The organism is Sphaerisporangium sp. NPDC004334, from assembly GCF_053602655.1.
This window is the reverse complement of sequence record NZ_JBSGDZ010000008.1, coordinates 103,695-128,821: the sequence shown is the minus strand read 5'-3', so window position 1 is coordinate 128,821 and position 25,127 is coordinate 103,695. Positions and strand designations below refer to the sequence as shown.

The window sequence follows — 25,127 nt, the reverse complement described above, 5'->3', positions numbered from 1 at the left end:
GCCGTAATCTCACCGGCCCACCGATCACCCGCCCCCCGCCGTCATCTCACATGTCGGGCGGGCCGGTCCAGTAGTGGGTGGGGCGCAGGACCAGGGCGGCGGCGCCGATGAGGCCGGCGTCCTGGCCGAGGTGGGCGGGGACGACGCGGACGCGCTGGGCGAAGCCGAGGCGGGCGTGCTTCCGCAGCGCCTCCTCCAGGGGGCCGAACAGCAGTGGCCCGGCCTGCGACACGCCGCCGCCGATGGTCACGACGTCCAGGTCGCACAGGTGGGTGGCCGAGGCGATGCCGATGCCGAGCGCGCGGCCGGCGCGGGCGAAGGCCGCGAGAGCGACCGGGTCGCCCGCGGCGGCGTCGGCCGCGAGCTGCCGGCCGCTCGCCTGCGCGGCCTCGACGTACGGTCCCTCGGGGCGGGCGCCGGTGGCGCCGGGAACCCAGCCTCGCTCCAGAGCCCAGGCGGCCAGGCCCGGGCCGCGGCTGATGGCCTCCAGGCATCCCCGGCCGCCGCACTGGCATGGGGGGCCGTCGGGGTCGATCACGACGTGCCCGATGTGCCCGGCGTTTCCGGTGCCGCCGTCGATCAGCCGGCCGCCGAGGATGAGGCCGCCTCCGACCCCGGTCGAGACGACCATGCCGAGCATGTTGTCGCTGCCCCGGCCCGCTCCCCGCCAGTGCTCGGCGGCGGCGACGCAGACGGCGTCGTTGTGGACGCGCACCGGCATTCCGGGGAACCGTCCGGCCAGCCTCTCGCGGAGCGGGAACCCGCGCCAGCCTGGCATGTTCAGCGGCGAGACGGCGCCCTCGGGCCAGGTCATCGGCCCGCCGCAGCCCACGCCCACGCCGACCGTCCGGGCGTCCGGCCGCCGCGCGAGGACCACGTCGATCAGGTCGGCCAGGGCTTTCCACAGCGTGGCGGCGTCCCCGCCGGGCGGCGTGGCGACGCGCTCGGCGACGACGATCTCGCCGTGCGCCCCGACCAGCCCGGCGGCGAACTTCGTCCCCCCGATGTCGACCGCCAGCACGCACTCGGGGCCGCGCCCCGCCTCCGCCGCCAGTTCGCGCGCCACGTCGCCCAACAGCTCCCGCGCCGGGTCATGTGCCACCGACCACGCTCCAAGCCCTCGTCCGTGCGTCTCCCGCGGCTCCGCCCAAGCGCACCCGCCCCCCAAGGATCACACGCCCCCGCCGAACGCAGCGAGCCGAATTCCAGACGACGAAGCCCCCGCCCCAAAGGCACCCCCGGCCCGCCCAGCCATCCCAACGGATCGGCCACAGCAACCCGCTCGGGGCGCGGCGGTGTTCTGAGGAGGAGAGAGCGAGTGCGAGGAACGAACGCTCGTGAACGACGACGAAGGACGCCGCCTCAAAGGCGCCCCGAGCCCGCCGAGCGGAGCGAGGCCAGATTACGCAGAGAAGACGAGGATGGCGGCGGAGAAGCCGTGGACGTGGTTGTGGCCGGCGACCGGGCCGACTTCGCCGGCGGCGAAGAAGCCGGCCATGCCGATGGGGCCGAGGGTGTCGTGCAGGGCGAGCACGTCGTGGTCGGAGCTGCCGAACATGGCCGACCCCCTGCCGTTGCAGGAGAACAGCAGGGCGCCGTCGATGCGTCCGCGCTGTTCCACGTGGGCGTCGAGCAGTTCGTACAGGTCCTCGTCGGCGGCGGCGGCGTCGCGGACCTGGAAGCGGACGCTCTGCCCGATGTCGAGCACGTCGCCGACGGCCACGGCCTCGCGTTCGGGGTCGATGCCGAGGATGCCGCGGATGAGGAAGTCTCCGCGTTCGTGGCTTTCGGCGTACTCGTCCATGGCGACGCCGATCTGCAGCCCGGAGGCGACCAGTTCGCGGTCCTCCTCGTCCAGGCCGCTGACGATGTCCTCCAGGCGGGCGAGCGCGGGCTGCCCGGCGAGCTCCAGCAGCAGGTTGTCCTCGGAGCGGGTGACGACCATGGTGGGGCCGATGGGGCGGCAGCCCTGGCTGACCACGGTGCTCACGTTGATCGGGCCGCTCAGCATGACGCCGATCGCCCCTTCGGTGTACATCTCGCCGCCGGCGAACAGGCGCACCGAGCCCTGCCCGCCGATGCCGTTGGCCAGGCCGCCGACGATCGGGAGGTCGCCGAGGACGTCGCAGGAGTGCTCGACGAAGGCGTCGGTGGGGAAGCTGTAGGGGTCGGCCAGCAGGACGGCCACCCGGTCGTCGGGGTCGCGGTCGGGCAGGCCGATGATGACGAAGCGGTCCTCCATGCGGAGGGTCTCCAGGGCGAAGGTGGTCGCGCGGCCGCCGTCGAAGCTGGCCGCCCACGCGCTGACCGCCGAGGTCAGCTCGACTCCCTGGCCGTCGCCGATGACGCCGGTGGCGCTGCAGCCGATGATCTCGGCGCCCGGCGCCATGCGCATGGCGCGCAGTCCGGCGCGGGCGACCTCCTCGGGGTCGTCGCCGCAGATGAAGAAGCACACGAGGTCGGGTGGCCCGGAGAGGCCGGACAGCGCTTGGCGTACCGCGGCCTCCGCGGCGCCGACCAGGTCGGGGCCCACGGCGAGACCGTCCGAGAACCGGCTCGTCAGCACTGCCACACGCCTCGCCTCCTCCAGTGTCGCGAGTCGTAGTGTGTCGTACGTTCGCCCCTCTTAGCCGGATTGTCCCCACTACGGGACTAACAACGCGTACGGAGCGCCCCGCAATAGTCAAGATCCGAAATCCGGAATGCTGCCGACACCGTCCCCCGCGACGTAGTCTCGTCTTCGTGCATGAATCGCCCACACAGCGAAGTGAAACGCCGCAAGCTCGCACTCTCCGTGAGCTGCGCGAAAGTGGACACACCTATCGCACGGTCAAGGCGGAGATCCGCGAGAATCTGCTGGCCAGGTTACGCTCACGGGCGCCGAGATTCCCGGGCATCGTCGGATTCGACGAGACCGTGCTGCCCCACCTCGAGCGAGCCCTGCTGGCGGGTCACGACCTGGTCCTGCTGGGCGAGCGCGGTCAGGGCAAGACCCGCCTCATCCGCACCGTCACCGGCCTGCTGGACGAGTGGACCCCGGTCATCGACGGCTGTGAGATCAACGACCATCCGTACGCGCCCGAGTGCGTCCGCTGCCTCAAGCTCGCCGCCGAGAAGGGCGCGGACCTCCCGGTCGCCTGGAAGCACCGCGACGACAGGTACGGCGAGAAGCTCGCCACTCCCGACACCTCCGTGGGCGACCTGATCGGCGACGTCGACCCCATCAAGATCGCCGAAGGCCGCACGCTGGGCGACCCCGAGACCGTCCACTACGGCCTGGTGCCTCGCACCAACCGGGGCGTGTTCTCGGTCAACGAGCTGCCCGACCTGGCCGAGCGCATCCAGGTGTCGCTGTTGAACGTGCTGGAGGAGCGCGACATCCAGGTCCGCGGCTACAACCTGCGGCTGCCCCTGGACATCCTGCTCATCGCCAGCGCCAACCCCGAGGACTACACCAACCGCGGCCGCATCATCACCCCGCTGAAGGACCGCTTCGGCGCGGAGATCCGCACGCACTACCCGCTCACCCTGGAGGACGAGCTGGCGCTCATCCGCCAGGAGTCCGCGCTCAACTGGCGCGGGCACGAGCCGGAGGGTCAGGGCGGCGCGGCGGAGGCGGGCCTGAGCGCCGAGCTGCCCGAGCACCTGGTGGAGACGATCGCCCGGTTCACCCGCCTGGTGCGCGAGTCCACGGCCGTGGACTCCCGGTCGGGCGTGTCGGCCCGGTTCGCCATCGCCGCGGCCGAGACGGCCGCCGCCTCGGCGGTGCGGCGGGCGGCCCTGACCGGGGAGGAGCGCCCGGTGGCCCGGGTCGCCGACCTGCCTGGCGTCGTCCCCACGCTGCGGGGCAAGGTGGAGTTCGAGGTCAGCGAGGAGGGACGCGAGGTCGAGGTGCTGGCGCACCTGCTGCGCCGGGCCGTGGCCGAGACCTTCCGCGGCACCCTGGGCGGCATGGACCTGTCGGCGCTGCTGGACAAGTTCTCCGAGGGCGCCCAGATCGAGTCCGGCGAGATGACCCCCGCCACCGAGCTGCTGCAGCAGATCGGCCCGGTCAACGGCCTTTCCAAGATCATGACGGGCGTCGGGATGGGCGAGGGCGAGGAGTCCCCCGGGCACGCCGCCGCCGCGCTGGAGTTCGCCCTGGAAGGGCTCTACCTCATGCGCCGCCTGTCCAAGGACGAGGTCGACGGAGGCGCGGTCTACCGCACCTGAGCACCCCGGGCCCCGCCGGCCCCTCCGGCCGCGCCGGGCCCGGCCTCCGGTCTCCCATCGCTCCGGGAGCCCGGACGCCCCCGTCTGCGCTAGGCGGACGTTCTTCGCACACCGGACATACGACGATTAGGCTCACATGCGATGAGTGGCTACCGATACGGCGAGTACCACGACGGTCCGGACCCGCTGGCGCCTCCGTACGACGTCCGCGCCGCGCTCGATGAGATGGGCGACGCGATCCTGTCCGGCTCCACCCCGCTGGACTCCCTGCGCGACCTGCTCCGGCGCGGCCTGCCCGGCGCGCCCGACCGGCGCGGCCTGGACGATCTGCTGCGCGAGGTGCGCCGGCGCCGCCGGGAGCTGCGTGAGCGCGGCAACCTGAACGGCACGCTAGAACGCGCCCGCGCCCTGCTGGACAAGGCGATCGGGCAGGAGCGCGCCGAGCTGTTCCCCGATCCCTCCGACGACGCGCGGTTGCGCGAGGCCGAGCTGGACTCGGTGCCGGCCGACACCGCGAGCGCCGTCCAGCAGCTCGGCTCCTACGAGTGGCGCTCGGCCGCCGCGCGGCAGACCTTCGAGGAACTGCGCGATCTGCTGCGCCGTGAGGTCCTCGACAGCCGGTTCCGTGGAATGCGAGACGCGCTCGCGAATCCGGACCCGGAGGCGATGGAACGGGTCCGGCAGATGATGTCGGATTTGAACGACATGCTGGACCGGGATGCCCAAGGCCGGCACACCCAGCAGGATTTCCAGCAATTCATGGAAAAATATGGGGACTTTTTCCCGGAGAATCCCCGGAACCTCGAAGAACTGGTCGACATCCTCGCCCGCCGCGCCGCCGCGGCCCAGCGCATGCTCGCCTCCATGACCCCCGAGCAGCGCGCGGAGCTCCAGGCCCTGATCGACCAGACTCTCGACCAGGCCGGCCTGTCGGAGCAGATGGCCCGCCTCGGCGAGGCCCTGTACGCCCGGCGGCCCGACCTCGCCTGGGACGGCTCCGAGCGGATGGACGGCGACCAGCCCCTCGGCATGGGCGACGCCGTGAGCGCACTGGAGGAGCTCGCCGACCTCGACCGCCTGGAGCAGTCGCTCGCACAGGACTACCCGGGCGCCCGGCTGGACGACGTCGACGAGGCCGCGATCCGCCGCGCCCTCGGCCGTTCGGCGGTCGACGACCTGGAGGCCCTCCGGCGCATCGAGCGCGAGCTGGAGGAACAGGGGTACCTCCGCCGCCAGCGCGGCAAGCTGGAGCTGACCCCGAAGGCCGTGCGCAGGCTCGGCGAGACCGCGCTGCGCCGCGTGTTCGACTCGCTGGACGCCGGTCGCCGCGGCGACCACGACCAGCGGGACGCCGGGGCCGCCGGCGAGCTCACCGGCACCACCCGCCCGTGGCGCTTCGGCGACGAGCAGCCCATCGACGTGGTGCGCACGCTGGTCAACGGCGTGCGGCGGGGCGGGCCGGCCGGCGAGGGCCGGGTGTCGCTGTCCGTCGACGACTTCGAGGTGGCCGAGACCGAACGGCGCACCGCCGCCGCCGTGTGCCTGCTGGTGGACCTGTCCTACTCCATGGCGCTGCGCGGCACCTGGGCGCCCGCCAAGCAGACGGCGCTCGCCCTGCAGTCGCTGGTGGCCTCGAAGTTCCCCGGTGACGCCGTGCAGATCGTCGGCTTCTCGAACTACGCCCGGGTGCTCCAGCCCGAGGAACTGGCCGGGCTCGAGTGGGACATGGTGCAGGGGACCAACCTCCACCACGCGCTGTTGATCGCGGGCCGCCACCTCGACCGGCACCCCGACTTCGAGCCGGTGGTGCTGGTCGTCACCGACGGCGAGCCGACGGCGCACCTGATGCGCAACGGCCGGTCCTGGTTCGAGTGGCCGCCCTCGCGCGAGACGCTGGAGCTGACGCTGGCCGAGGTGGACAAGATGACCCGGCGCCGGGCCACGATCAACGTCTTCATGCTGGCCACCGACGAGCGGCTCAAGGAGTTCGTGGACGAGGTGGCGCGGCGCAACGGCGGCCGGGTCTTCTCCCCCAGCGCCGACCGGCTCGGCGAGTACGTGGTCAGCAACTTCCTGCGGGCGCGCCGCTCCCGCTGAGCCCGGGCGCGTCTGAGGGCCGACCCCCGCGAGCTGGTCTATCGACTGGTTTACGGGGGTATGTCCATTTCACTGGACCGCGCTCCGATTTGGTCCGGGCATTCGATGCGCTTCGTTAATCGGTTGCTGACCGATATGCAATACCGGAGGATATTTATTGGAGGTGGTCCAAGCCATCGCAAAAGCGGCCGGCAACGGCCCGTCATGAAAGGAGAGTGCAATGTTCGCCGCGATCGCTCTCCTGGCGCTCATGATCATCACGGTGGCGATGTTCGAGCTCACCGTGAACAACCGCCACCTGCAGGCCAGGCCGCCGGTGGACGAGCCGCCCCTCACCGAGGAGGCGGCGCAGGACGCCCCGAACGTCCCGAACGCCTGAGCCGCGTCCCATGATTGTCCACGGCCGCCCGTCACACCGTTCCCACGCTGATCACTGAGACGGTAGCCTCAGCGGCATGTCGTTCCTCGACAAACTTCTGCTGTGGCTGCACATCGGCTTCGCGATCTTCGCGATCGGGCCGGTGACGGTCGCCACCAGCTTCACGCCGCGATACATCCGGGCCAAGGACGTCGGGGTGCTGCGTCATCTGCACCGCACGACGCGCGTCTTCGGCGTCCTCACCCTCGGCGTCTTCCTGTTCGGCATCGCGCTGGGCGGCAGCGCCCTGGGCCGGCCCTACCTGTCGATCTCGATGACGTTGTTCGTCGTGGCGGCGGTGCTGCTGGTCATCATCGAACGCGACCAGCGCGCCGCCGTCCGGGCCCTGTCCAACGAGACGCCCGAAGACGACGCCAAGGTGCAGACCGGGCGCATCGCCACGTTGGGCTCGATCACCGCGCTCATCTGGCTGGTGATCCTCGTGCTGATGGTGTGGTTCAACCCCTGACGCCGCGGGCGCCAGGGGTCGGTGTCGTCCTGCTCAGCCGCCGAGGGCGTAGGTGAGGTCCGCCAGCAGGTCCCCGGCGGTCTCGATGCCGATCGACAGGCGCACCAGGTCCGAGGGCACCTCCAGCGGCGAGCCCGCCGCCGAGGCGTGGGTCATGCGCCCCGGGTGCTCGATCAGCGACTCCACGCCGCCGAGCGACTCGCCCAGCGTGAACAGCTTCGCGCGGTTGCAGATCTCGACGGCCGCCTCCTCGCCGCCCGCCACGCGGAAGGAGACCATACCGCCGAAGCGCCGCATCTGCTTGGCCGCCACCTCGTGCCCGGGGTGGCTCGCCAGACCCGGGTAGAGCACCTGGGTCACCTTGGGGTGCGACAGCAGCAGGTCGACCACCCGCTCGGCGTTGTCGCAGTGGCGCTCCATGCGCAGTGCGAGGGTCTTGATGCCGCGCAGCGTCAGCCAGGCGTCGAACGGGCCGGCGACGGCGCCCATGGCGTTCTGGTGGTAGGCCAGCTCCTCGCCGAGGTCGCGGTCGCGGGAGATGAGCGCGCCGCCGATCACGTCGGAGTGCCCGCCGACGTACTTGGTGGTCGAGTGGATGACCACGTCGGCGCCGAGGGCGAGCGGCTGCTGCAGGTACGGCGAGGCGAAGGTGTTGTCCACCACCAGCCGGGCGTCCGCCTGGTGGGCGATGGAGGCCAGCGCCTCGATGTCGGCGATGTTCAGCAGCGGGTTGGTGGGGGTCTCGACCCAGATGGCCTTGGTGCTCGCCGGCCGGACCGCCGCGCGCACCGCGTCCAGGTCGCCCAGCGGCACCGGGTCGAAGTGCAGGCCCCAGCGCTCCAGGACCTTGGCGAACAGCCGGTAGGTGCCGCCGTAGGCGTCGTCGGGGATGATGACGTGGTCGCCGGGCCGGCAGATCGTGCGGAGCAGGGCGTCCTCGGCCGCCAGGCCGGAGGCGAACGCCATGGCGCGCGTCCCGCTCTCGATGGCCGCCAGGCACTCCTGCAGCGCGTCCCTGGTCGGGTTCGCCGAGCGGCTGTACTCATACCCCGATCGCAGCCCTCCCACGCCGTCCTGCTTGTAGGTCGACACGGCGTATATGGGGGGCACGACCGCGCCGGTGTGCGGGTCGGGCTCCTGGCCAGCGTGAATGGCCAGCGTCTCAAAGCCTTCAATCATGACTTCACGGTATCGCCCTCTCGGAGGGGGAAACGGCGGCAGGGGACGACGTACCCGCGATGACGCCGGGATCGGCCCGGCGCTCGCCTGCGAGCGGCGCCGGTAACCCCTAATGCCGGCCGTGCGGAGACCGAGCGCTCCGGACGGCGGCTCCGGCTCCGCCGCACGACGTCGATGCCACGCGCCGCCGGCCGGACGCTCTCACGGGCGCGACCACATGATCGGCGCCGTGTGAACCCCGTTTTCCCGCGCGGCCGCCCCGGCCGGGAGCAATAGGGCCCCCGACTTCGCGGGCAGGGCCCCCCGAACGCCGCGCGGGCGCGGCCTCGGGAACCGGCCGAACGGCCGATACGGGATGTCCGGACGGCGGTTAACCTCGATGCCTGTGAGGGAGACCCCGCGGCTGGTCCACGTCGTCCAGCGGCTCAGCGAGATCACGCTGGTCGGGTTCCTGTGCCTGCTGCTGGCGGTCGACACGGTGATCGCCTTCCAGGTCGGCAAGGCGCAGCCGGCGGTCCCGCTGTGCGGCCTCATCGGCATCGGAGCCTATCTGCTGCGCCACCGCTACCGCGCGCAGGGTGCGGTGCTGCTGATGGCGATGTCCGCGGCCGTCTCCATCGCGGTGCTCGCGTTGCGCTCCCACGGCAACCCCGGGCTGGCCGAGGCCGGCGCCCTTCTGCTGATCACCGTGGGCGTCGTGCGCTGGGTCCGGCCGCTGCGCACGGCGGTGCTGCTGGCGGTGCTGTCGGCCCTCACGTTGCAACTGGCGAGCCTGCGCCCGATGACCTCGGCCAACCTCGCCTTCGGGTTCATGATGTTCGTCGCCTGGGCCGCCGCGATGGGCATCGGCAGCTACCTGCGCTACCAGCTGGAACGCCGCCAGGCGACCGTGAGCGCCGTGCGCAGGGCCGAGCGCCTGGAGCTGGCGCGCGAGCTGCACGACCTGGTCGCCCACCACATCACCGGCATCGTGGTCCAGGCACAGGCGGCCAAGGCCGTGGCCGCCCACCGGCCCGACGCCGTCGAGCCCGCCCTTTCCGCCATCGCCGGCGCCGGGGCCGACGCGCTGGCGTCCATGCGCCGCCTGGTCGGCGTCCTGCGGGCCGAGGACGACGCCTCGCGGAACGCGGGGGCCACCACGCTCGCCGACCTGCGCCTGCTCGTCGAGCGCTTCTCCTCCTCGGGCCCGCAGGTGGCCTTCGACGTGGGCCAGGGCCTCGCTGAGCCGTCGCTGGCGCCGGAGGTGCTCACCACCCTGCACCGGGTCCTCCAGGAGTCCCTGACCAACGTACGGCGGCACGCGCCTCACGCGGCCTGGGTGACGGCCGACCTGCGCCCGGCCGAGCGCGGGGTGGCACTGCGCGTGCGCAACCCGCGGACCTCGGCCGACCCCCGCCTGTCCAAGATGGGCGGGGGGTACGGGCTGGTCGGCATGGCCGAGCGGGTCAAGGCCGTCGGAGGCGACCTCGTCGCGGGCCCGGCCGCCGACGGCGCATGGGAGGTCCGCGCCTGGTTCCCCCTCGACCGCGCGGACCGCGAGACCACCGCCTCCTGACGGGCGAAGGTCAGGCGTTGACCGTGCTGGCGAGGAAGGCCAGCAGGTCCTGGCGGGTGATCAGGCCGATCGGCTTGCCGTCGTCCAGGACGACCGCGGCGTCGGCCTTCTCCAGCGCCTCGATGGCGACCGCGACCGGCTCTCCCGCGCCGACCATGGGGAGCGGCGCGGACATGTGGTCCTCGATGGGGTCCTCGCCGCGCACCTTGCCCCGGTACAGGCCCTCGAGCAGGTCGCGCTCGACGATCGAGCCGACCACCTCGGCCGCCATGACCGGCGGCTCCTCCTTCATGACGGGAAGCTGCGAGACGCTGTACTCGCGCATGATCGAGATGGCCGTGCTGACCGACTCGTGCGGGTGGGTGTGCACGAACTCCGGCAGGCCGGGGGACTTGCGGCCGAGCACGTCGCCGACCAGCCCCTCCTCGCTGGAGGAGGTCAGGAAGCCGTAGTCGGCCATCCAGTCGTCGTTGAAGATCTTGGACAGGTAGCCGCGCCCGCCGTCCGGCAGCAGGACGACCACGACGGCGTCCGGACCGGCCTCGGCCGCGACCCGCAGGGCGGCCACGACCGCCATGCCGCAGGAGCCGCCGACCAGCAGGGCCTCCTCGCGCGCCAGGCGGCGGGTCATCCAGAAGGAGTCCTTGTCGGAGACCGCGACGATGCGGTCGGCGATCTTGGTGTCGTAGGTCGCCGGCCAGAAGTCCTCGCCGACGCCCTCGACCAGGTAGGGACGCCCGGAGCCGCCGGAGTAGACCGAGCCCTCGGGGTCGGCGCCGATGATCTGCACCCGGCCGCCGGAGACCTCCTTGAGGTAGCGCCCGGTGCCGCTGATCGTGCCGCCCGTGCCGACGCCGGCGACGAAGTGGGTGATGCGCCCCTCGGTCTGCTCCCAGATCTCCGGCCCGGTCGAGCGGTAGTGGCTCTCGGGGTTCTCGGGGTTGGAGTACTGGTCGGGCTTCCAGGCGTTCGGCACCTCGCGCACCAGCCGGTCGGAGACCGAGTAGTAACTGTTGGGGTGGTCGGGCGAGACCGCCGTCGGGCACACCACGACCTCGGCGCCGTACGCGCGCAGCACGTTGATCTTGTCCTGGGCGACCTTGTCGGGGACCACGAACAGGCAGCGATAGCCGCGGTCCTGGGCCACGATGGCCAGGCCGATGCCGGTGTTGCCCGAGGTCGGCTCCACGATGGTGCCGCCGGGCCGCAGCGCGCCCGAGCGCTCGGCGGCCTCCACCATGCGCAGGGCGATGCGGTCCTTCACCGAGCCACCGGGGTTGAAGTACTCGACCTTGGCGAGGACCTGCGCCGAGATGCCGGTCGTGACCTTGCGCAGCCGCACGAGCGGAGTGTCGCCCATGAGCTCGATGAGCGAATCGTGAACGCGCACCGGGAATAACACCTCATTTGCCGAAGCTGTGTCAGCGTGCCGATTGATGCCGGTTCCGGTGCGTGATCCGGGGTCCGGCTGGTTCCAATTCCTCACCGTACCGTCACGACCAGGACCACAGGGGACGGGCCGCCGCCAGTCGGGGGCCCCTAAAGACGGGTGCGGGCGCACGGCGGTCCTCGTCGGCCGCCGTTCACCGGCCGCCCGCGTCGTTGTGAGCACCGCGGCCGGGATGGGAATCATCACAGAAGCAAACGGATCCAGGAAAGGACACCGGAAGTGATCTGGACGCCCGCGACCGCACGGGCGGCTCGCCGGATCGCCACCGCGGCCGCGTTGGGCGGCGGTGGAGTGACCGCGCTCGGAGCCGCCATGTACGCCGTCCTGTTCACCGAGGCGCTGGTCGCCCGCAGAATCGTCGGCCGCCCGCACGGCATGGACGGCCCCGTCTCAGATGGGCTTTACGGCCGGGCGGGGGCCGAGCAGGCCCGTCCCATCTCCATGGTCATGCTGGGCGACTCCACCTCGGTCGGGCTCGGCGTGTCCGATCCGGACGACACCCCCGCCGTGATCATCGCCAGAGGCCTGGCCGCGGCCGCCGGCCGGCCCGTCCGGCTCGACGTGTTCGGCCGGTCGGGCGCGGTGTCGGCCGACCTGTCCCACCAGGTGGACCGCGCGCTCAAGACGCGCCCGGAGATCGCGGTCATCTTCGTCGGCGCCAACGACGTGACCACCAAGACCCGGCCCGGCGACGCGGTCGGGCACCTGCGCGAGGCCGTGGCGCGGTTGCGCGAGGCGGGCGCGGAGGTCGTCGTCGGCACCTGTCCCGACCTCGGGACGATCCGTCCCATCGCCCAGCCGCTGCGCTGGATGACGCAGCGGTGGAGCCGGCAGCTCGCGGCGGCGCAGACGGTCGCGGTGATCGAGGAGGGCGGCCGCACGGTGGCCTTCGCCGACATCCTCGGCCCGGAATTCACGACATATCCGGACGAGATGTTCGGACCTGATCGATATCACCCATCTGCCCGAGGTTACCAACGGTCCGCTTACGTAGTGCTACCTTCTGTATGCGCCGCGTTGGGATTCGGGCCTGAGCCCGAGCCCGAGCGCGGCGAGGGATCGCAATCGATTTACCTCGCGGCGGCCAAGGCCGCGGAGGAGTCCGGCACCGAGGTCACCGCGACCCGCGTCGCCGGCCGCGCGACCGGCCCCCACGGCAGATGGGCCATGATTCTTCGTCGGCGGCCGGGGACGATGCCTCGCAGCGCCTGAATCCGGTCACCCTCCGCGATACAGCCGTCACTATGTCGGCATTGGAGGGTAATGCCCGTGATCCGGTCTCTCGCGAATCCAGCCCTGGCGCTCGCCGGGGTCCTGGCCCTGGCCGGCTGCTCCAGCAGCAAGGCGGCCGGCGAGCAGACGCACCCGACCTGGCGCAACGACGAGGTCAACGCCGTGAGCCGCGCCACCGTGGCCGCCGGTGTCGCCGCGGTGACCTCCATGAGGGCGGACGGCACGCTGGAGACCACCGCCCTCGACCTCGCCACCGGCCGGAAGCTGTGGGCCCGCCCCGCCACCATCGCCGGGCGCCTGCCGGGCATGGGCGTGCAACCCCCGGCCGCCGTCGACACCGCCCCCGGCCAGGGGGTCGTCGCCGCGGTCGGCCCGGTCACGCAGGGCAGATGGACGGCGTCCCTGGCCGCCGTGGACGCGCGGACCGGGCAGCGCAGGTGGTCCCGCCCGATCCACTCCACCTTCGGCCCGCAGCGGTGCGGGCCCTACTTCTGCGTGTCGGAGAACACCGCCCTGACCTCCGCCCGCATGGTCGTCCTGGACCCGCTCACCGGCCGCACCCTGTGGCGGCTGCCCGGCATCGCCGAGGTCGAGTGGTCCGACGCGGCCCGGGTCGTCATGCTCCGCATGGCCAGGCACCCCGTGCTGTCCGCCCACGACGTCAAGACCGGCAAGCCGGTGTGGCGGCTTCCGGTGGAGCAGGCGCTGAACACCGGCGTCGACCTGTCGGGCGGCTGGGCCTTCGGCGCCACCGGCGGCGACCTGGTCGGCTACGTCGCCCCCTACACCAACCCCGAGAAGAAGCGCACGTCCTCCTTCGGCGTCTTCTCGGTGCGGCTGGCGGACGGCCGGGTCAACTGGCTGCGCCCGTCGGTGGTGCGCGTCTACCCCAGCGGCAGCCCCGGCCTCGCCCCGATCGTGCGTCCCGTCGACGAACAGGGGCAGTACGGCGGCTTCGCCCGGCTCGACCCCGGCACCGGCCGCGTGACGGGGCAGATCACCTCCGAGCAGGTCCCCGGCACCGGCTGGTGGCTCGCCTTCCCCGGCGACATGGGGCGGCTCGGCTTCCTCAAGCCCGGCGCCGCCGGGTCGGCGTTCGACCTGGCCTCCGGGCGGGCCGCCCCGGTGCGAGGGCAGCACGGATGGTCGTTCTGCGTGACCGACCCCAAGCCGCTGCCGCTGCGCGAGGCGGCCCAGGGCTTCTACTCCGTCGCGGCCCTGTGCGAGTTCGACCTGGCCACCGGCAGGCGCCTGAGCGCGGCGGGCACGCCGCCCGCGTGGTTCACCGGCAGCCAGGACGGCTGGCGCCTGTGGCGCGACGAGAAGGGCGCCGTGCACGCCGTCCGGGACGCCACGGGCACCGCTCCCGGCATGTACGGCTGACACATGGGCCGGGGCACAGGCCGGCGCGGCCCGGCACGTGTGTGCCGTACATAGTTCTGTTTCTTGACGCCCCGGCGCGTGGCAACGGCCCTACCGCGCGGTAACCTCCGCTGGAGGGAGCCCTGTCACGAACCCAGGAGAGCCACATGCCCGAGGCAGTCATCGTCGCGACCGCACGTTCGCCGATCGGCCGAGCCTTCAAGGGGTCGCTCAAGGACATCCGTCCCGACGACCTCACCGTCCAGATGATCAAAGCCGCGCTCGACAAGGTGCCGCAGCTCGATCCCAACGAGGTCGACGACCTGATGCTCGGTTGCGGCCTGCCGGGCGGCGAGCAGGGGTTCAACATGGCCCGGGTGGTCTCGGTGCTGCTCGGGCTGGACGGCGTCCCCGGCACCACGGTCACCCGCTACTGCTCCTCCTCGCTGCAGACCACGCGCATGGCCTTCCACGCCATCAAGGCGGGCGAGGGGGATGTGTTCATCTCGGCCGGCGTCGAGTGCGTCTCGCGCTTCGTCAGGGGCAACTCCGACTCGCTGCCCGAGACCACCAACCCGCTGTTCCTGGACGCCAAAACGCGCACCGACGCCCGGGCCGAGGGCGGCGGCCCGGTATGGCACGACCCGCGCCAGGACGCGCGGCTGCCCGACATCTACGTCGCGATGGGCCAGACCGCCGAGAACGTCGCCGGCATGCGCGGCGTGAGCCGCCAGGAGCAGGACGAGTTCGGCGTCCGCTCGCAGAACCTCGCCGAGAAGGCCCTCGCCAACGGGTTCTGGGAGCAGGACATCACCCCGGTGACGCTTCCCGACGGCACGGTCGTCAGCAGGGACGACGGCCCGCGGCCCGGCACCACCTACGAGGCGGTCTCGCAGCTCAAGCCGGTGTTCCGGCCCGACGGCACGGTCACGGCCGGCAACTGCTGCCCGCTGAACGACGGCGCCGCCGCGGTGATCGTGATGAGCGACGTCAAGGCCGCCGAACTGGGCATCACACCGCTGGCCCGCATCGTGTCGACCGGCGTCACCGGCCTGTCCCCCGAGATCATGGGCCTCGGGCCGGTGGAGGCGTCCCGGCAGGCGCTGGGCCGCGCCGGCATGTCGATCTCCGACGTCGACCTGGTGGAGATCAACGAGGCGTTCGCCGCGCAGGTGATCCCGTCCTACCAGGAGCTCGGCATCGACCTCGACCGGCTGAACGTCAACGGCGGCGCGATCGCCGTCGGGCACCCGTTCGGCATGACGGGCGCCCGCATCACCTCCACGCTGCTCAACGGCCTGCGCTTCCACGACAAGTCGATCGGCCTTGAGACGATGTGCGTCGGCGGCGGCCAGGGCATGGCCATGGTGCTGGAGCGCCTCAACTAGACGCCCCCCCCCCGGCGACCGGGCGGGCCACGTGGCCCTGGGGCCGTGGACGCCCGGCCGGGGGGCGGTCAGCCGTGGACGTCGGGGCCGAGGGTCGCTCGCGGACGCCCGGCCGGGGGACGGTCAGCCGTGGACGTCGGGGCCGGCGCGGGTGAGGTCGATGCGGACGATCACCCGCCGGTCCCGCGTCATGGCCGCGCGGTAGTCGTCCCAGTCGGGGTGCTCGCCCGCGACGGTGCGGTAGTAGCCGACCAGGTGCTCCATCGCCTCGGGCAGGGAGACGACCTCGGCGGTGCCCTCGATCTGGATCCAGTCGCCGTAGAAGCCGTCGTTCATCACGCATAGCGCGACCTTGGGGTCACGGCGGAGGTTGCGGGTCTTGGCCGCGGTCTCCCGGGTGCTGACCACCGCGTACCCGTCGGCGTCCACGCCGACCGTCACCGGTGACATCTGCGGGCGGCCGTCGGGGTGGTAGGTGAGCATCACCGCGCGGTGGTTGGCGCCGAGGAATTCACGGGCCTTGTCGAGATCCATGTCTCCATGATGATCCATGCCGGCGGAGGGACGTCACGGCGGGCGCCGGCCCCTGGCACAGAACGGCGCCCACGCCAGACGGTGACGTGGGCGCTGGGACTGCAGGACTTACATGAAGCCCATGCGGGAACGGCGTTGCCGCTCGTGCTCAATGACGATCGCGGCGGCGTAGCCGTGGGTCAGCCCGTGCTCGTCGGCGAGCCAGTTGGCCCGCTCATCGCAGCGTAGGAACGACGGGCCGTTGTCGATGGCTTGGAACCACTCTGGGAGTGCGCGTCCGGTGATGTCCGGAACCCTGGCGATCAGCTTGTTCTGCGTCTCCGGTGAGTGGTTCAACGACATGGGCACCTCCATGAGTGAAGCCTCTTTTGCTCGACACTGCATCACCAGCCCCGTGATGGCAAGGGCCCAAAGGCCAGACTTGCATCTCACCAGGTAGATCATTGGTCGCAGCGCGTTGGCATACCCATACCTGCGCTTGCCATGCCGGTTTTCGGTCAGGAACCAGCAAATACGGACGCCCCGCCCGGGACCGGGCGGGGCGTCCGTGGCGAGGATCTAATCGTTGTTGAAGAAGTAGCTGATGAAGCGCAGGATCTCCAGGTAGAGCCACACCAGGCTCACCGTGAGACCGAAGGCCATCAGCCAGGAGTACTTCTCGGGGACGCCCGCGCGCACCCCCTGCTCGATGGAGTCGAAGTCCAGCAGCAGGAAGAAGCAGCCGAGCAGGATCATCGCGACGCTGAACACCCAGCCGATCGGGCTGTCGGTGCGCAGTCCGAGGCCGCCGTCGGTGAAGAAGCCCGCGACCCAGTTGATCAGCATCAGGCCGACGGCCGCGAAGCCGGCGGCGACGACGAACTTGGTGAACTTCGGCGTCGGCCGGAAGATCTTGAGCGCGTACACCGCCAGCGTGCCGCCGAAGGCGACCATCGTGCCGAGCACGGCCTGGAAGACGATGCCCTCGTAGATGTAGTTGTAGGCGTTGCTGATCACCCCGATGGCCAGGCCGTAGGCCACGGAGTAGCCGAGGATCAGCGCCGGGTTCGTGCTCTGCCGGAACGAGACGATCAGGCCGAGCACCAGGCCGACGATCGCCGCCGGCACGGCCACCGCGAGACCCAGGTTGAGGTACCAGGCGAGCGCCGCGGACACCACGAGGGTGCCGAGCGTGATGAAGCCCCGGACGACGACATCGTCGATCGTCATCGGCCGCGTCGCGGTCGGCGGAGCGTACGACGGAGTGTTGTACATCTCCTGCAGGTACTGCGGACTGGCGGTCGGGCCCGCCCACGACTGACGGTTGTTCTTACCCAGCCTGTTAAGGACCGGGTTCCTGCTCTGCATCACTGCCTCCACTGCGACCTGCGATCACCCTGCTCGTCGAGCCTCACAGGGGATGCCGCTTGCACGCGAAAACTCGTCATCGGTCATGGCGGTCAGGACGACCCTGCCGTATTGCGCCGCCGGGGACGGCATCCCGGCCTCCGGCGGCAACGAGTACAACGACCGACTGTCCACCTGAGTTCCGCCCTGCATGTTGCGGTTGGATCACCGCGGTCCGCCCGGACGGCGCGCCCGTGACTTCTCCGACCGGCGAGGTCGGCGTCCGATGGCGGACTCGGGGCTTCGCGGGACGTACCGTCACTGGAATGGGAGGTTCTGTCCCGTCCCTAACCTCCGCCATAGGCGGATTTTTCCACCATTGTTGACCGCTACCCTATTTATGGTGACTTTATCGCTTATAAGCAATTACCGTGCGTAGATCATCGATGGGCCGGGCGGCGAATAGCGGGGGCCACCGGCGAGAGCGCCGGGACGGCGTCGCGGCAGGACACAAGACGGTAACGATTGCCTGTGGGGGACGGAGCAGGGCCCGCAAGGCCCGCACGGAGGCCGGGGATAAACACGCGGCTCCGGGTGGCGAACCAACAATTATAGGGGCAAGAGCCCCGTCGTTACTATCACGGGGTGTTTCATATAGCCGGCAGAGTGCCCCCGGTGGGACTCGAACCCACACTGGAACCCTTTTAAGGGGTTTGCCTCTGCCATTGGGCTACGGGGGCGCCGTAATCATACGTAACGGACCACACTTGCGTAACGGGTCAGAGCCCACGTCTCCGCTCTTCCTTCCGTAGTCCGCAAGATAACCGTATACGTCGCACGCCCCCGCGACTCGGGCAATGAACAACAGACCGCTCAAGTAGCCCAATTCCACCACGCATCCTTGTTATGCCTACAGACAACGGTACGGCTCGCGCCCGAGGTCCTCGGGCGCGAGCCGTACCAGAAGCGGTCAGCCGGTGGCGGCGGCCGCCTTGAACTCCTCACGCGGAGACTCGATCTCACCCAGTGAGAGGGTCTCCCGCTTGAAGAAGAGCGCGAGCGTCCAGTCGGCCACCACGCGGACCTTGCGGTTCAACGTAGGCACCCGGGACAGATGGTAGGTGCGGTGCATGAACCACGCAGGAAATCCGTGAAGCTTGACGCCGTAGACGTTCGCGACGCCCTTGTGCAGCCCCAGCCCGGCCACCGAACCGACGTACTTGTGCCGGTACTCCCGCAGCGGGCGGCCCTGGAGGTGCCGGACGATGTTGTCGGCGAGCACCTTGGCCTGCCGCACCGCGTGCTGGGCGTTGGGCGCGCAGAACTGCCCGGGGTTGGTCATGTCGGGCACGCCCGCGACATCGCCGGCGGCGAAGGCGTCCTTGACGCCGGCGACCGTGAGCCGCGTCGTGGTCTTGATGCGCCCCCGCTCGTCCAGCGGCAGGTCGCCCGCGTTGACGACGGGACTCGCCTTGACGCCCGCCGTCCACACGATCGTGGCCGACTCGAAGCGGTCGCCGTCGGACAGCATCACGTGGCCGCCCTCGCAGGACTCCAGCAGCGTGCGCATCTTGACCTCGATGCCCCGCTTCCGCAGCTCCTCCAGCGTCCACTTGCCCATCTCGGGGCCCACCTCGGGCAGGATGCGGTCGCTGGCCTCGACGAGCACCCAGCGCAGGTCGCTCTCATTGAGGGTGTCGTAGTAGCGCACCGCGTCGCGCGCCATGTCCTCAAGCTCCGCCAGCGCCTCGACGCCCGCGAAGCCGGCGCCGACCACGACGAAGGTCAGCGCCCTGCGCCGCACCTGCTCGTCGTCGGTGGAGTCGGCCCGGTCGAACAGGGCGAGCACGCGGTTGCGGAGCGCGATGGCCTCGCCGACCGTCTTGAAGCCGATGGCGGCGTCCTTCAGACCCGGAATGGGCAGCGTGCGCGAGACCGAGCCGGCCGCCATGACCAGGACGTCGTAGGTGAGCTCCTTGGCCGGACCGGTGCTGGGCTCGAACGTCACGGACTTGTTGGCGTGGTGCACCTTGGTGACCTTGCCGTTCAGGATGCGGACGCGGTTCAGCACCCGGCGCAGCGGCGCGACGACGTGGCGCGGCGACAGGTTGCCGGCCGCGGCCTCCGGCAGGAACGGCTGGTAGGTCATGTAGGACTGCGGGCTGACGATCGTGATGCGGACGCGCCCGGAGCGCAGCTCGTCGCGCAGTTGGCGCTGCAGCCGCAGGCCCGTGTAGAGGCCGACGTACCCTCCGCCGACGATCAGGATGTGCTTCGCCTTCTGGTCCACGTGAGTGCCCCTTCGCGGCATGGTCGCTTGTGAAACCATTCACAAGCCTACGTCACGGTTGCCTATCGACGCCAATCCCGCCAGGCATCAAACTTTGGCGATTTTTCCGAAACTAGCCTCCTGAGCAGGGGTTTCTCCACAGAAGTTCGGCAAAACTTTCGTCTAGTGACGAACTTCACTCCACGTCAGCACGTCCGCGGAACGGAACGGGCCCGCCGTCGCGAGGACGGCGGGCCCGTTGCTCCGGCGCAGGCGTCAGCCCGAGAGCTCCACCGCGCGGGCGAAGACCGCGTCGAGCATCTCCTCGGTCACCCGCCCGGTGAAGGTGTTCTGCTGGCTCGGGTGGTAGCACCCGAGCAGGCGCACCGGCGTGCCGCCGTGCGCGATCTCCACCTCGGCGCCGTGCCCGAACGGCGGCCTGCGGCTCGGCAGCGTGTACCCGGCCTGCCGCAGCGCGGGCCACAGGGCCTGCCAGGCGTACCCGCCGAGGGCGACGATGACGCGCAGCGGATCGGCGACCAGCTCCAACTCCCGGGCCAGCCACGGGAAGCACGCCGCCCGTTCCTCGACCGTCGGCTTGTTGGCCGGCGGGGCGCAGCGGACGGCCGCGACCACGCGCGCGCCGAGCAGCCGCTGCCCGTCCCCGGCGTGGGTGCTGGTGGGCAGCGCCGCCAGCCCGGTGCGGTGCAGCGAGGCGAACAGCCAGTCGCCGCTGCGGTCACCGGTGAAGACCCGGCCCGTGCGGTTGCCGCCGTGCGCCGCCGGTGCGAGCCCGACGAGCAGGACCCGCGGCTTGTCGTCCCCCCAGCCGGCGATGGGCCTGCCCCAGTAGGTCTCCGTCATGAACGCCCGCCGCTTGACCTCCGCGACCTCCTCCCGCCACTCGACCAGGCGGGGACACGCCCGGCACACCGACTGCCGGGCGGTCAGCTCGGCGAGCGTGCCGCTCGTGCGGGCGAGATCGGCGACCTCCTCGGGCGTGCCGGCCACAGGAGTGTCCGGCCCGGCCGGATCCTCCGGCCAGCCACTGCCAGGGGGAACAAAGCTCATACCCCGATCGTGCCAGCCACCCCGGCATGCCCCGACCACTCCCGGACCACTCCCCGGCCACCTGCGCCGCGCTCGCCGCCTTTGGCAGGATCATCACGACGCCTGTCGTCGCCGCCACGACGTCGAGGACCGCCGAAGCCCGGCGGCACCCGACCGGACCACCGACCGAGGACTCACCATGCGAATCGTCATCCCGCTCTTCCAAGGCTTCACCGCTCTCGACGTCGTCGGCCCGTACGAGGTGCTCCGGATGCTGCCGGAGGCCCAGGTCGTGTTCACCGCCCCGGAGGCCGGCCCCGTCCGAGACGGCGCCGGGGTGCTGGCCCTGTCCGCCACCGCCACGCCGGCCGAGGTGGACTCCTGCGACGTCCTGGTCGTCCCCGGCGGACCGGGGGCGCGGACGATGATGCGTGATGAGGCCTTCACCGCATGGATCGGGCGGTTGCACGACGGCACGACCTGGACGACCTCGGTGTGCACCGGGTCGCTGATCCTCGGCGGCGCCGGCCTGCTGGAAGGGCTCCGCGCCACGACCCACTGGGGCGCCGTCGAAACGCTCGAAGCCTTCGGCGCGACCTACACGCCCGAGCGCGTCGTCGTCCAGGGCAAGATCGTGACGGCCGCCGGGGTGTCCTCCGGCATCGACATGGCCCTGACGCTGTTCGGGCGCATCGCCGGCCGGACGGCGGCCGAGGCCGCCCAACTCGCCATCGAGTACGACCCCCAGCCCCCCTTCGACGCCGGATCACCGGCCAAGGCCCCGCACGAGGCCATGGAGCTTCTTCTGGCCCGCCGGCGCTGAGCGCCCCGGCGGGCCGTCAGGAGGCGAGGCCGCGGGCGATGCCGTCGAGGATGTCGTGTTCGCTGACGACGACCTCGCCGAAGCCGAACCGGCTGACGATGCGGTCGAGGATGAGCGCGCCCGCGCCGATCACGTCCACGCGGCCGGGGTGCATGACCGGGATCGCCGCCCGCTCGTCGTGGGTCATGTCCAGCAGGCTCCGGGAGATCTCGCCCACCGTGGCCGCCGGGACGCGCGAGCCGTGGATGCGCTCGGGGTCGTAGGCCGACAGGTCCAGGGCGATGCCCGCGACCGTGGTCACCGACCCTGCCAGGCCGATCAGCGTGCGCGCCCGGCCCACCGGCACGGCCTCGGCCACCCGGTCGAGCGCCGCCTCGATGTCGGCGCTCGCCGCCGCCACGGCTGCGGAGCGGACGTCGTCCGCACCGGCCGATGCGTTGACGACCTCCGGCTCCTCGCCCGGTTCCGTCCTCGCCGCCGCTGCCGCCGCTGCCGCGGCGAAGTGGCGCTCGGTGAGGCGGACGCAGCCGATGTCGACCGAAATCGCGGCCTCCACGTCGGCTGAGCCCAGGACGAACTCGGTGGAGCCGCCGCCGATGTCGACCACCAGCACGGGGGCTTGGGCACCCGTGAGCCCGGCCGTGGCGCCGAGGAAGGACAGGTGGGCCTCCTCCGAGCCGGTGACCACCTCGGGGTCGACGCCGAAGATCTCGCGCACGCCGGTGACGAAGTCGGCGCGGTTGGCGGCGTCCCTGGTGGCGCTGGTGGCCACCACGCGCACCCGCTCGGCGCCGTGCTCCCTGATCAGCTTGGCGTAGCCGCGCATCGCGGTGAACGTGCGCTCCAGCGCCTCGGGGGCAAGCCGCCCGGTGCGGTCGACCCCCTCGCCAAGGCGGACGATCTCCATTCGCCGCTCTACGTCGATCAGCGCGCCGCCGGTCGGATCGCCGTTCCCGATGTCGGCGATCAGCAGGCGAACGGAGTTGGTGCCGCAGTCGATGGCCGCCACGCGGGTCATGCGCCCTCCTCGGGCTCGTCGGGGCCGGTCGGCACGCAGGGCCCCTCGCTCCACCACTCGGGCAGAACGTCGAGGGCCTCGCGGCCGAAGGGGTTGGTGCCCGGCATGGCCAGCTCGTGGCCCACCAGGGCGTGCAGGCACTTCACCCGGTCGGGCATGCCGCCGGCACTCTGCATGTCGCGGGGCAGGGGCTCCAGGCCGTCCTCGGCGGCGGCCTGGTCGCGTCTCTCGACGTAGGCGGCGTGCGCCTTCGCGTACGCCTCGGCCAGGGCCGGGTCCTCCGCCAGCCGCGCCTGCATGCGCTTCATGAGCCCGGAGGACTCCAGCGTGCCGATGGCAGAGGCGGCCCTCGGGCAGGTCAGGTAGAACAGCGTGGGGAACGGCGAGCCGTCGGCCAGCCGCGGGGAGGTCTCAACGACGTCGGGCAGTCCGCACGGGCACCGGTGGGCCACGGCCCGCAGGCCCCGCGGCGGCCGGCCGAGCTGCCGTTCGACCACGGCGGCGTCCGCCGGGTCCACTCCCGGCGCCCCTTCCCGGCCTCCGGCGGCCGTGTCGGCCGGATCGGCCGGATCGACCGGATCGACCATCGCGCATTCCCCCTGAGAACGACGGGCAGGCCCGTCGGGCACACCCGGACCGAAAACCCGGACACGTAAGTATCCAGCACCCCACGACCACCGATGCCCAGAGACCACAGAGCAAGGCCCGAGCCCTGGGCGCGCTCAGCGCAACCACGTCCACCCGCTGAACCCGCCATGTCCACCCGGCCGTCGTGAACGTCGATTCCCTCCGGCGCCGCGACGGCGGGACGACAAACGGCGAAAACGGCGCGCCGGCATCGCCGACCGCCCTTCCACCGCCCCGGCGTCGGAAACACCGACGCTGAAAGGCGAGGAGGATACGGCGCGCTCACGCACGCGCCCTGGCGGGCCGGGGGTGTCAGGGGGCGGGGGTGCGGGGGGACAGTTCGACGCTCTGGCCGGTGCCGCGGTCGGCGGCCTCGATGGACTCCCACAATGTCTGGTACCACGGGGGCGCGGACTGCGGCGTGGCCCCGGCCGCGGGCTTCCTGGCCTTCTTCGCCGGGTCCAGCAGGACGTAACACGTCTGGCGGCCGTCGCCGCAGTAGTGCAGCCGGCCCCTGGCGAGCTGCCTGATGTAGGCGGGGTCGTCGAGCCGCCGGCTGCGCTCGGCGAGCTCCTGCAGGTCTTTCAGCGCCTGGGCCTGCTGCCTCTCCAGCTGGGCGATCTGGCGTCGCTGCGCGACGTACTCGCGCACCGGATAGGCGAGGCTCATGGCGATCGCGCACACGACGACCGCCAGGATCGCGGCCCGTCCCGTCAACTGCGGTCGCTTCTTCATGGTCCTCCCGGGTCCGTACGGCTTGCGCCCATAAGCGCGCAAGCCGTACGGAAGAAACTAGCCCTGGAAGCGCGGAAAAGCTCCGCGACCCGCGTAGCGGGCGACATCGTCGAGAAGTTCCTCGATGCGGAGAAGCTGGTTGTACTTGGCCACGCGGTCGGACCGCGCCGGGGCGCCGGTCTTGATCTGACCGCAGTTGGCGGCCACGGCCAGGTCGGCGATCGTGGTGTCCTCGGTCTCGCCGGAGCGGTGGCTCATCATGGAGCGGTAGCCGCTGCGGTGGGCGAGGTCGACGGCGTCGAGGGTCTCCGACAGGGTGCCGATCTGGTTGACCTTGACCAGCAGGGCGTTGGCCGCGCCCTCGGCGATGCCCCGCTCGAGGCGCTCGGGGTTGGTGACGAACAGGTCGTCGCCGACGATCTGGACCTTGCCGCCGAGCGCGGCGGTCATGGCCTTCCAGCCCTCCCAGTCCTCCTCGTCCAGCGGGTCCTCGATGGAGACCAGCGGGTAGGAGCGGACCAGGTCCTCGTAGAAGGAGATCAGCTCGTCGGAGCCGTGGCCCTTGCCGTCGAGGGTGTAGACGCCCTTGGAGTGGAACTCGGTGGCGGCCACGTCCAGGGCCAGCGCGATGTCCTCGCCCGGGGTGTAACCGGCCTTCTCGATGGCGACGAGGATCAGGTCGAGCGCGTCGCGGTTGCTCGGCAGGCTGGGGGCGAACCCGCCCTCGTCGCCGAGGCCGGTGGAGTAGCCCTTCTCCTTGAGCACCTTCTTGAGCACGTGGTAGGTCTCGGCGCCCATGCGCACGGCGTCGGAGAAGGTCTCGGCGCCGATCGGCGCGATCATGAACTCCTGGATGTCGACGTTGCTGTCGGCGTGCGCGCCGCCGTTCAGGATGTTCATCATCGGGACGGGCAGGATGTGGGCGTTCGGCCCGCCCACGTAGCGGAACAGCGGCAGGTCGGCGCTGTCGGCCGCGGCCTTGGCCAGGGCCAGGGAGACGCCGAGGATGGCGTTGGCGCCGAGCCGGCCCTTGTTGGGCGTGCCGTCGAGGTCGATCATGGTCTGGTCGACGAGCCGCTGCTCCTCGGCGTCGAACCCGATGATCTCGTCGGCGATCTCGTCGGTGACGTTGAGCACGGCCTTCTGCACGCTCTTGCCCGCGTAACGCTCGTCGCCGTCGCGCAGCTCCACGGCCTCGAACTGGCCGGTGGAGGCACCGCTCGGGACGGCCGCGCGCCCGGTGCTGTAGTCGTCGAGCAGGATCTCTACCTCGACCGTCGGGTTGCCCCGGGAGTCGAGAATCTCGCGGGCGGTAACGGCCTCGATGGCAGCCACGAAGCGCTCCTATGAGTCAGTAGCCCGGGGACGGGCCCCCGGAACCC

22 protein-coding genes and 1 tRNA gene are annotated in these 25,127 nt (G+C 71.3%); 9 read left to right on the top strand and 14 right to left on the bottom strand.

Features of this window, described 5'->3' with window-relative positions; translation table 11 throughout:
- Positions 1–46 precede the first annotated feature (46 nt).
- Positions 47–1,102 carry an ROK family protein gene (locus ACWEN6_RS11960; RefSeq protein WP_452570193.1) on the bottom strand — a complete coding sequence of 352 codons (1,056 nt, stop codon included), beginning with the start codon at positions 1,100–1,102 and terminating at the stop codon, positions 47–49.
- 300 nt (positions 1,103–1,402) lie between these two features.
- Positions 1,403–2,572 (bottom strand): FIST signal transduction protein, encoded by a 1,170-nt coding sequence (locus ACWEN6_RS11955; protein WP_354839975.1) that lies wholly within the window; start codon positions 2,570–2,572, stop codon positions 1,403–1,405.
- A gap of 170 nt (positions 2,573–2,742) precedes the next feature.
- Between ACWEN6_RS11955 and ACWEN6_RS11950 the strand changes: the two genes are divergently transcribed.
- The 4 genes from ACWEN6_RS11950 to ACWEN6_RS11935 all read left to right on the top strand — a co-directional run bounded on the left by ACWEN6_RS11950 (position 2,743) and on the right by ACWEN6_RS11935 (position 7,196).
- Positions 2,743–4,212 carry a sigma 54-interacting transcriptional regulator gene (locus ACWEN6_RS11950; RefSeq protein WP_354922629.1) on the top strand — a complete coding sequence of 490 codons (1,470 nt, stop codon included), beginning with the start codon at positions 2,743–2,745 and terminating at the stop codon, positions 4,210–4,212.
- Between the two features lie 141 nt (positions 4,213–4,353).
- On the top strand, positions 4,354–6,309 hold the full coding sequence (locus ACWEN6_RS11945; RefSeq protein WP_452570192.1) for a vWA domain-containing protein: 1,956 nt from the start codon (positions 4,354–4,356) through the stop codon (positions 6,307–6,309).
- Between the two features lie 220 nt (positions 6,310–6,529).
- The gene (locus tag ACWEN6_RS11940; RefSeq protein ID WP_354839967.1) at positions 6,530–6,688 is read left to right on the top strand and encodes a hypothetical protein; all 159 of its coding nucleotides are present in this window, start codon (positions 6,530–6,532) and stop codon (positions 6,686–6,688) included.
- Between the two features lie 76 nt (positions 6,689–6,764).
- A complete protein-coding gene (locus tag ACWEN6_RS11935) occupies positions 6,765–7,196 on the top strand; it encodes a hypothetical protein (RefSeq protein ID WP_354839964.1) in 432 nt (143 codons plus the stop codon).
- Positions 7,197–7,229: 33 nt separating this feature from the next.
- On the opposite strand, the gene ACWEN6_RS11930 is transcribed toward ACWEN6_RS11935, so the two are convergent.
- Complete coding sequence (locus ACWEN6_RS11930) at positions 7,230–8,375, bottom strand: cystathionine gamma-synthase (RefSeq protein WP_452570191.1); 1,146 nt, start codon at positions 8,373–8,375, stop codon at positions 7,230–7,232.
- 385 nt (positions 8,376–8,760) lie between these two features.
- Between ACWEN6_RS11930 and ACWEN6_RS11925 the strand changes: the two genes are divergently transcribed.
- Positions 8,761–9,930, top strand: coding sequence for a sensor histidine kinase (locus tag ACWEN6_RS11925; RefSeq protein ID WP_452570190.1), 1,170 nt, complete (start codon positions 8,761–8,763; stop codon positions 9,928–9,930).
- Positions 9,931–9,940: 10 nt separating this feature from the next.
- Here the strand turns inward: ACWEN6_RS11925 and ACWEN6_RS11920 are convergent, their stop codons facing one another.
- Positions 9,941–11,320 carry a cystathionine beta-synthase gene (locus ACWEN6_RS11920; RefSeq protein ID WP_354839956.1) on the bottom strand — a complete coding sequence of 460 codons (1,380 nt, stop codon included), beginning with the start codon at positions 11,318–11,320 and terminating at the stop codon, positions 9,941–9,943.
- A 279-nt stretch (positions 11,321–11,599) separates the two neighbouring features.
- Here ACWEN6_RS11920 and ACWEN6_RS11915 point away from each other — a divergent pair, with 279 nt between their 5' ends.
- The 3 genes from ACWEN6_RS11915 to ACWEN6_RS11905 all read left to right on the top strand — a co-directional run bounded on the left by ACWEN6_RS11915 (position 11,600) and on the right by ACWEN6_RS11905 (position 15,363).
- Positions 11,600–12,592: an SGNH/GDSL hydrolase family protein gene (locus ACWEN6_RS11915; RefSeq protein WP_452570189.1), complete on the top strand. Its 993-nt coding sequence runs from the start codon at positions 11,600–11,602 to the stop codon at positions 12,590–12,592.
- Between the two features lie 51 nt (positions 12,593–12,643).
- Positions 12,644–13,996 carry an outer membrane protein assembly factor BamB family protein gene (locus ACWEN6_RS11910; protein WP_452570188.1) on the top strand — a complete coding sequence of 451 codons (1,353 nt, stop codon included), beginning with the start codon at positions 12,644–12,646 and terminating at the stop codon, positions 13,994–13,996.
- A gap of 146 nt (positions 13,997–14,142) precedes the next feature.
- Positions 14,143–15,363 carry an acetyl-CoA C-acetyltransferase gene (locus ACWEN6_RS11905; protein ID WP_452570187.1) on the top strand — a complete coding sequence of 407 codons (1,221 nt, stop codon included), beginning with the start codon at positions 14,143–14,145 and terminating at the stop codon, positions 15,361–15,363.
- Between the two features lie 123 nt (positions 15,364–15,486).
- Here the strand turns inward: ACWEN6_RS11905 and ACWEN6_RS11900 are convergent, their stop codons facing one another.
- From ACWEN6_RS11900 to ACWEN6_RS11875, 6 genes are all read right to left on the bottom strand, one after another.
- Entirely contained in the window at positions 15,487–15,897 is a 411-nt protein-coding gene (locus ACWEN6_RS11900) for a PPOX class F420-dependent oxidoreductase (protein WP_354927483.1), read from the bottom strand.
- Between the two features lie 108 nt (positions 15,898–16,005).
- Positions 16,006–16,239 (bottom strand): DUF4287 domain-containing protein, encoded by a 234-nt coding sequence (locus tag ACWEN6_RS11895; RefSeq protein ID WP_248961667.1) that lies wholly within the window; start codon positions 16,237–16,239, stop codon positions 16,006–16,008.
- A gap of 216 nt (positions 16,240–16,455) precedes the next feature.
- Positions 16,456–17,244, bottom strand: coding sequence for a Bax inhibitor-1/YccA family protein (locus ACWEN6_RS11890; protein WP_452570186.1), 789 nt, complete (start codon positions 17,242–17,244; stop codon positions 16,456–16,458).
- A 646-nt stretch (positions 17,245–17,890) separates the two neighbouring features.
- Positions 17,891–17,963 (bottom strand) — tRNA-Leu (locus ACWEN6_RS11885).
- Positions 17,964–18,193: 230 nt separating this feature from the next.
- Positions 18,194–19,552 (bottom strand): NAD(P)/FAD-dependent oxidoreductase, encoded by a 1,359-nt coding sequence (locus ACWEN6_RS11880; RefSeq protein ID WP_452570185.1) that lies wholly within the window; start codon positions 19,550–19,552, stop codon positions 18,194–18,196.
- 216 nt (positions 19,553–19,768) lie between these two features.
- Entirely contained in the window at positions 19,769–20,563 is a 795-nt protein-coding gene (locus ACWEN6_RS11875; protein WP_452570184.1) for a uracil-DNA glycosylase, read from the bottom strand.
- A gap of 178 nt (positions 20,564–20,741) precedes the next feature.
- Here ACWEN6_RS11875 and ACWEN6_RS11870 point away from each other — a divergent pair, with 178 nt between their 5' ends.
- The gene (locus ACWEN6_RS11870; RefSeq protein ID WP_452570183.1) at positions 20,742–21,365 is read left to right on the top strand and encodes a DJ-1/PfpI family protein; all 624 of its coding nucleotides are present in this window, start codon (positions 20,742–20,744) and stop codon (positions 21,363–21,365) included.
- A gap of 16 nt (positions 21,366–21,381) precedes the next feature.
- Here the strand turns inward: ACWEN6_RS11870 and ACWEN6_RS11865 are convergent, their stop codons facing one another.
- From ACWEN6_RS11865 to eno, 4 genes are all read right to left on the bottom strand, one after another.
- Complete coding sequence (locus ACWEN6_RS11865; protein WP_452570182.1) at positions 21,382–22,383, bottom strand: Ppx/GppA phosphatase family protein; 1,002 nt, start codon at positions 22,381–22,383, stop codon at positions 21,382–21,384.
- Positions 22,380–22,970: a DUF501 domain-containing protein gene (locus ACWEN6_RS11860; protein ID WP_452570181.1), complete on the bottom strand. Its 591-nt coding sequence runs from the start codon at positions 22,968–22,970 to the stop codon at positions 22,380–22,382. Before ACWEN6_RS11860 ends, ACWEN6_RS11865 begins: the two co-directional genes overlap by 4 nt.
- A gap of 352 nt (positions 22,971–23,322) precedes the next feature.
- Positions 23,323–23,745, bottom strand: coding sequence for an FtsB family cell division protein (locus ACWEN6_RS11855; protein ID WP_452570180.1), 423 nt, complete (start codon positions 23,743–23,745; stop codon positions 23,323–23,325).
- 57 nt (positions 23,746–23,802) lie between these two features.
- Positions 23,803–25,080 (bottom strand): phosphopyruvate hydratase, encoded by a 1,278-nt coding sequence (gene eno / locus ACWEN6_RS11850; RefSeq protein ID WP_354839916.1) that lies wholly within the window; start codon positions 25,078–25,080, stop codon positions 23,803–23,805.
- Positions 25,081–25,127 lie beyond the last annotated feature (47 nt).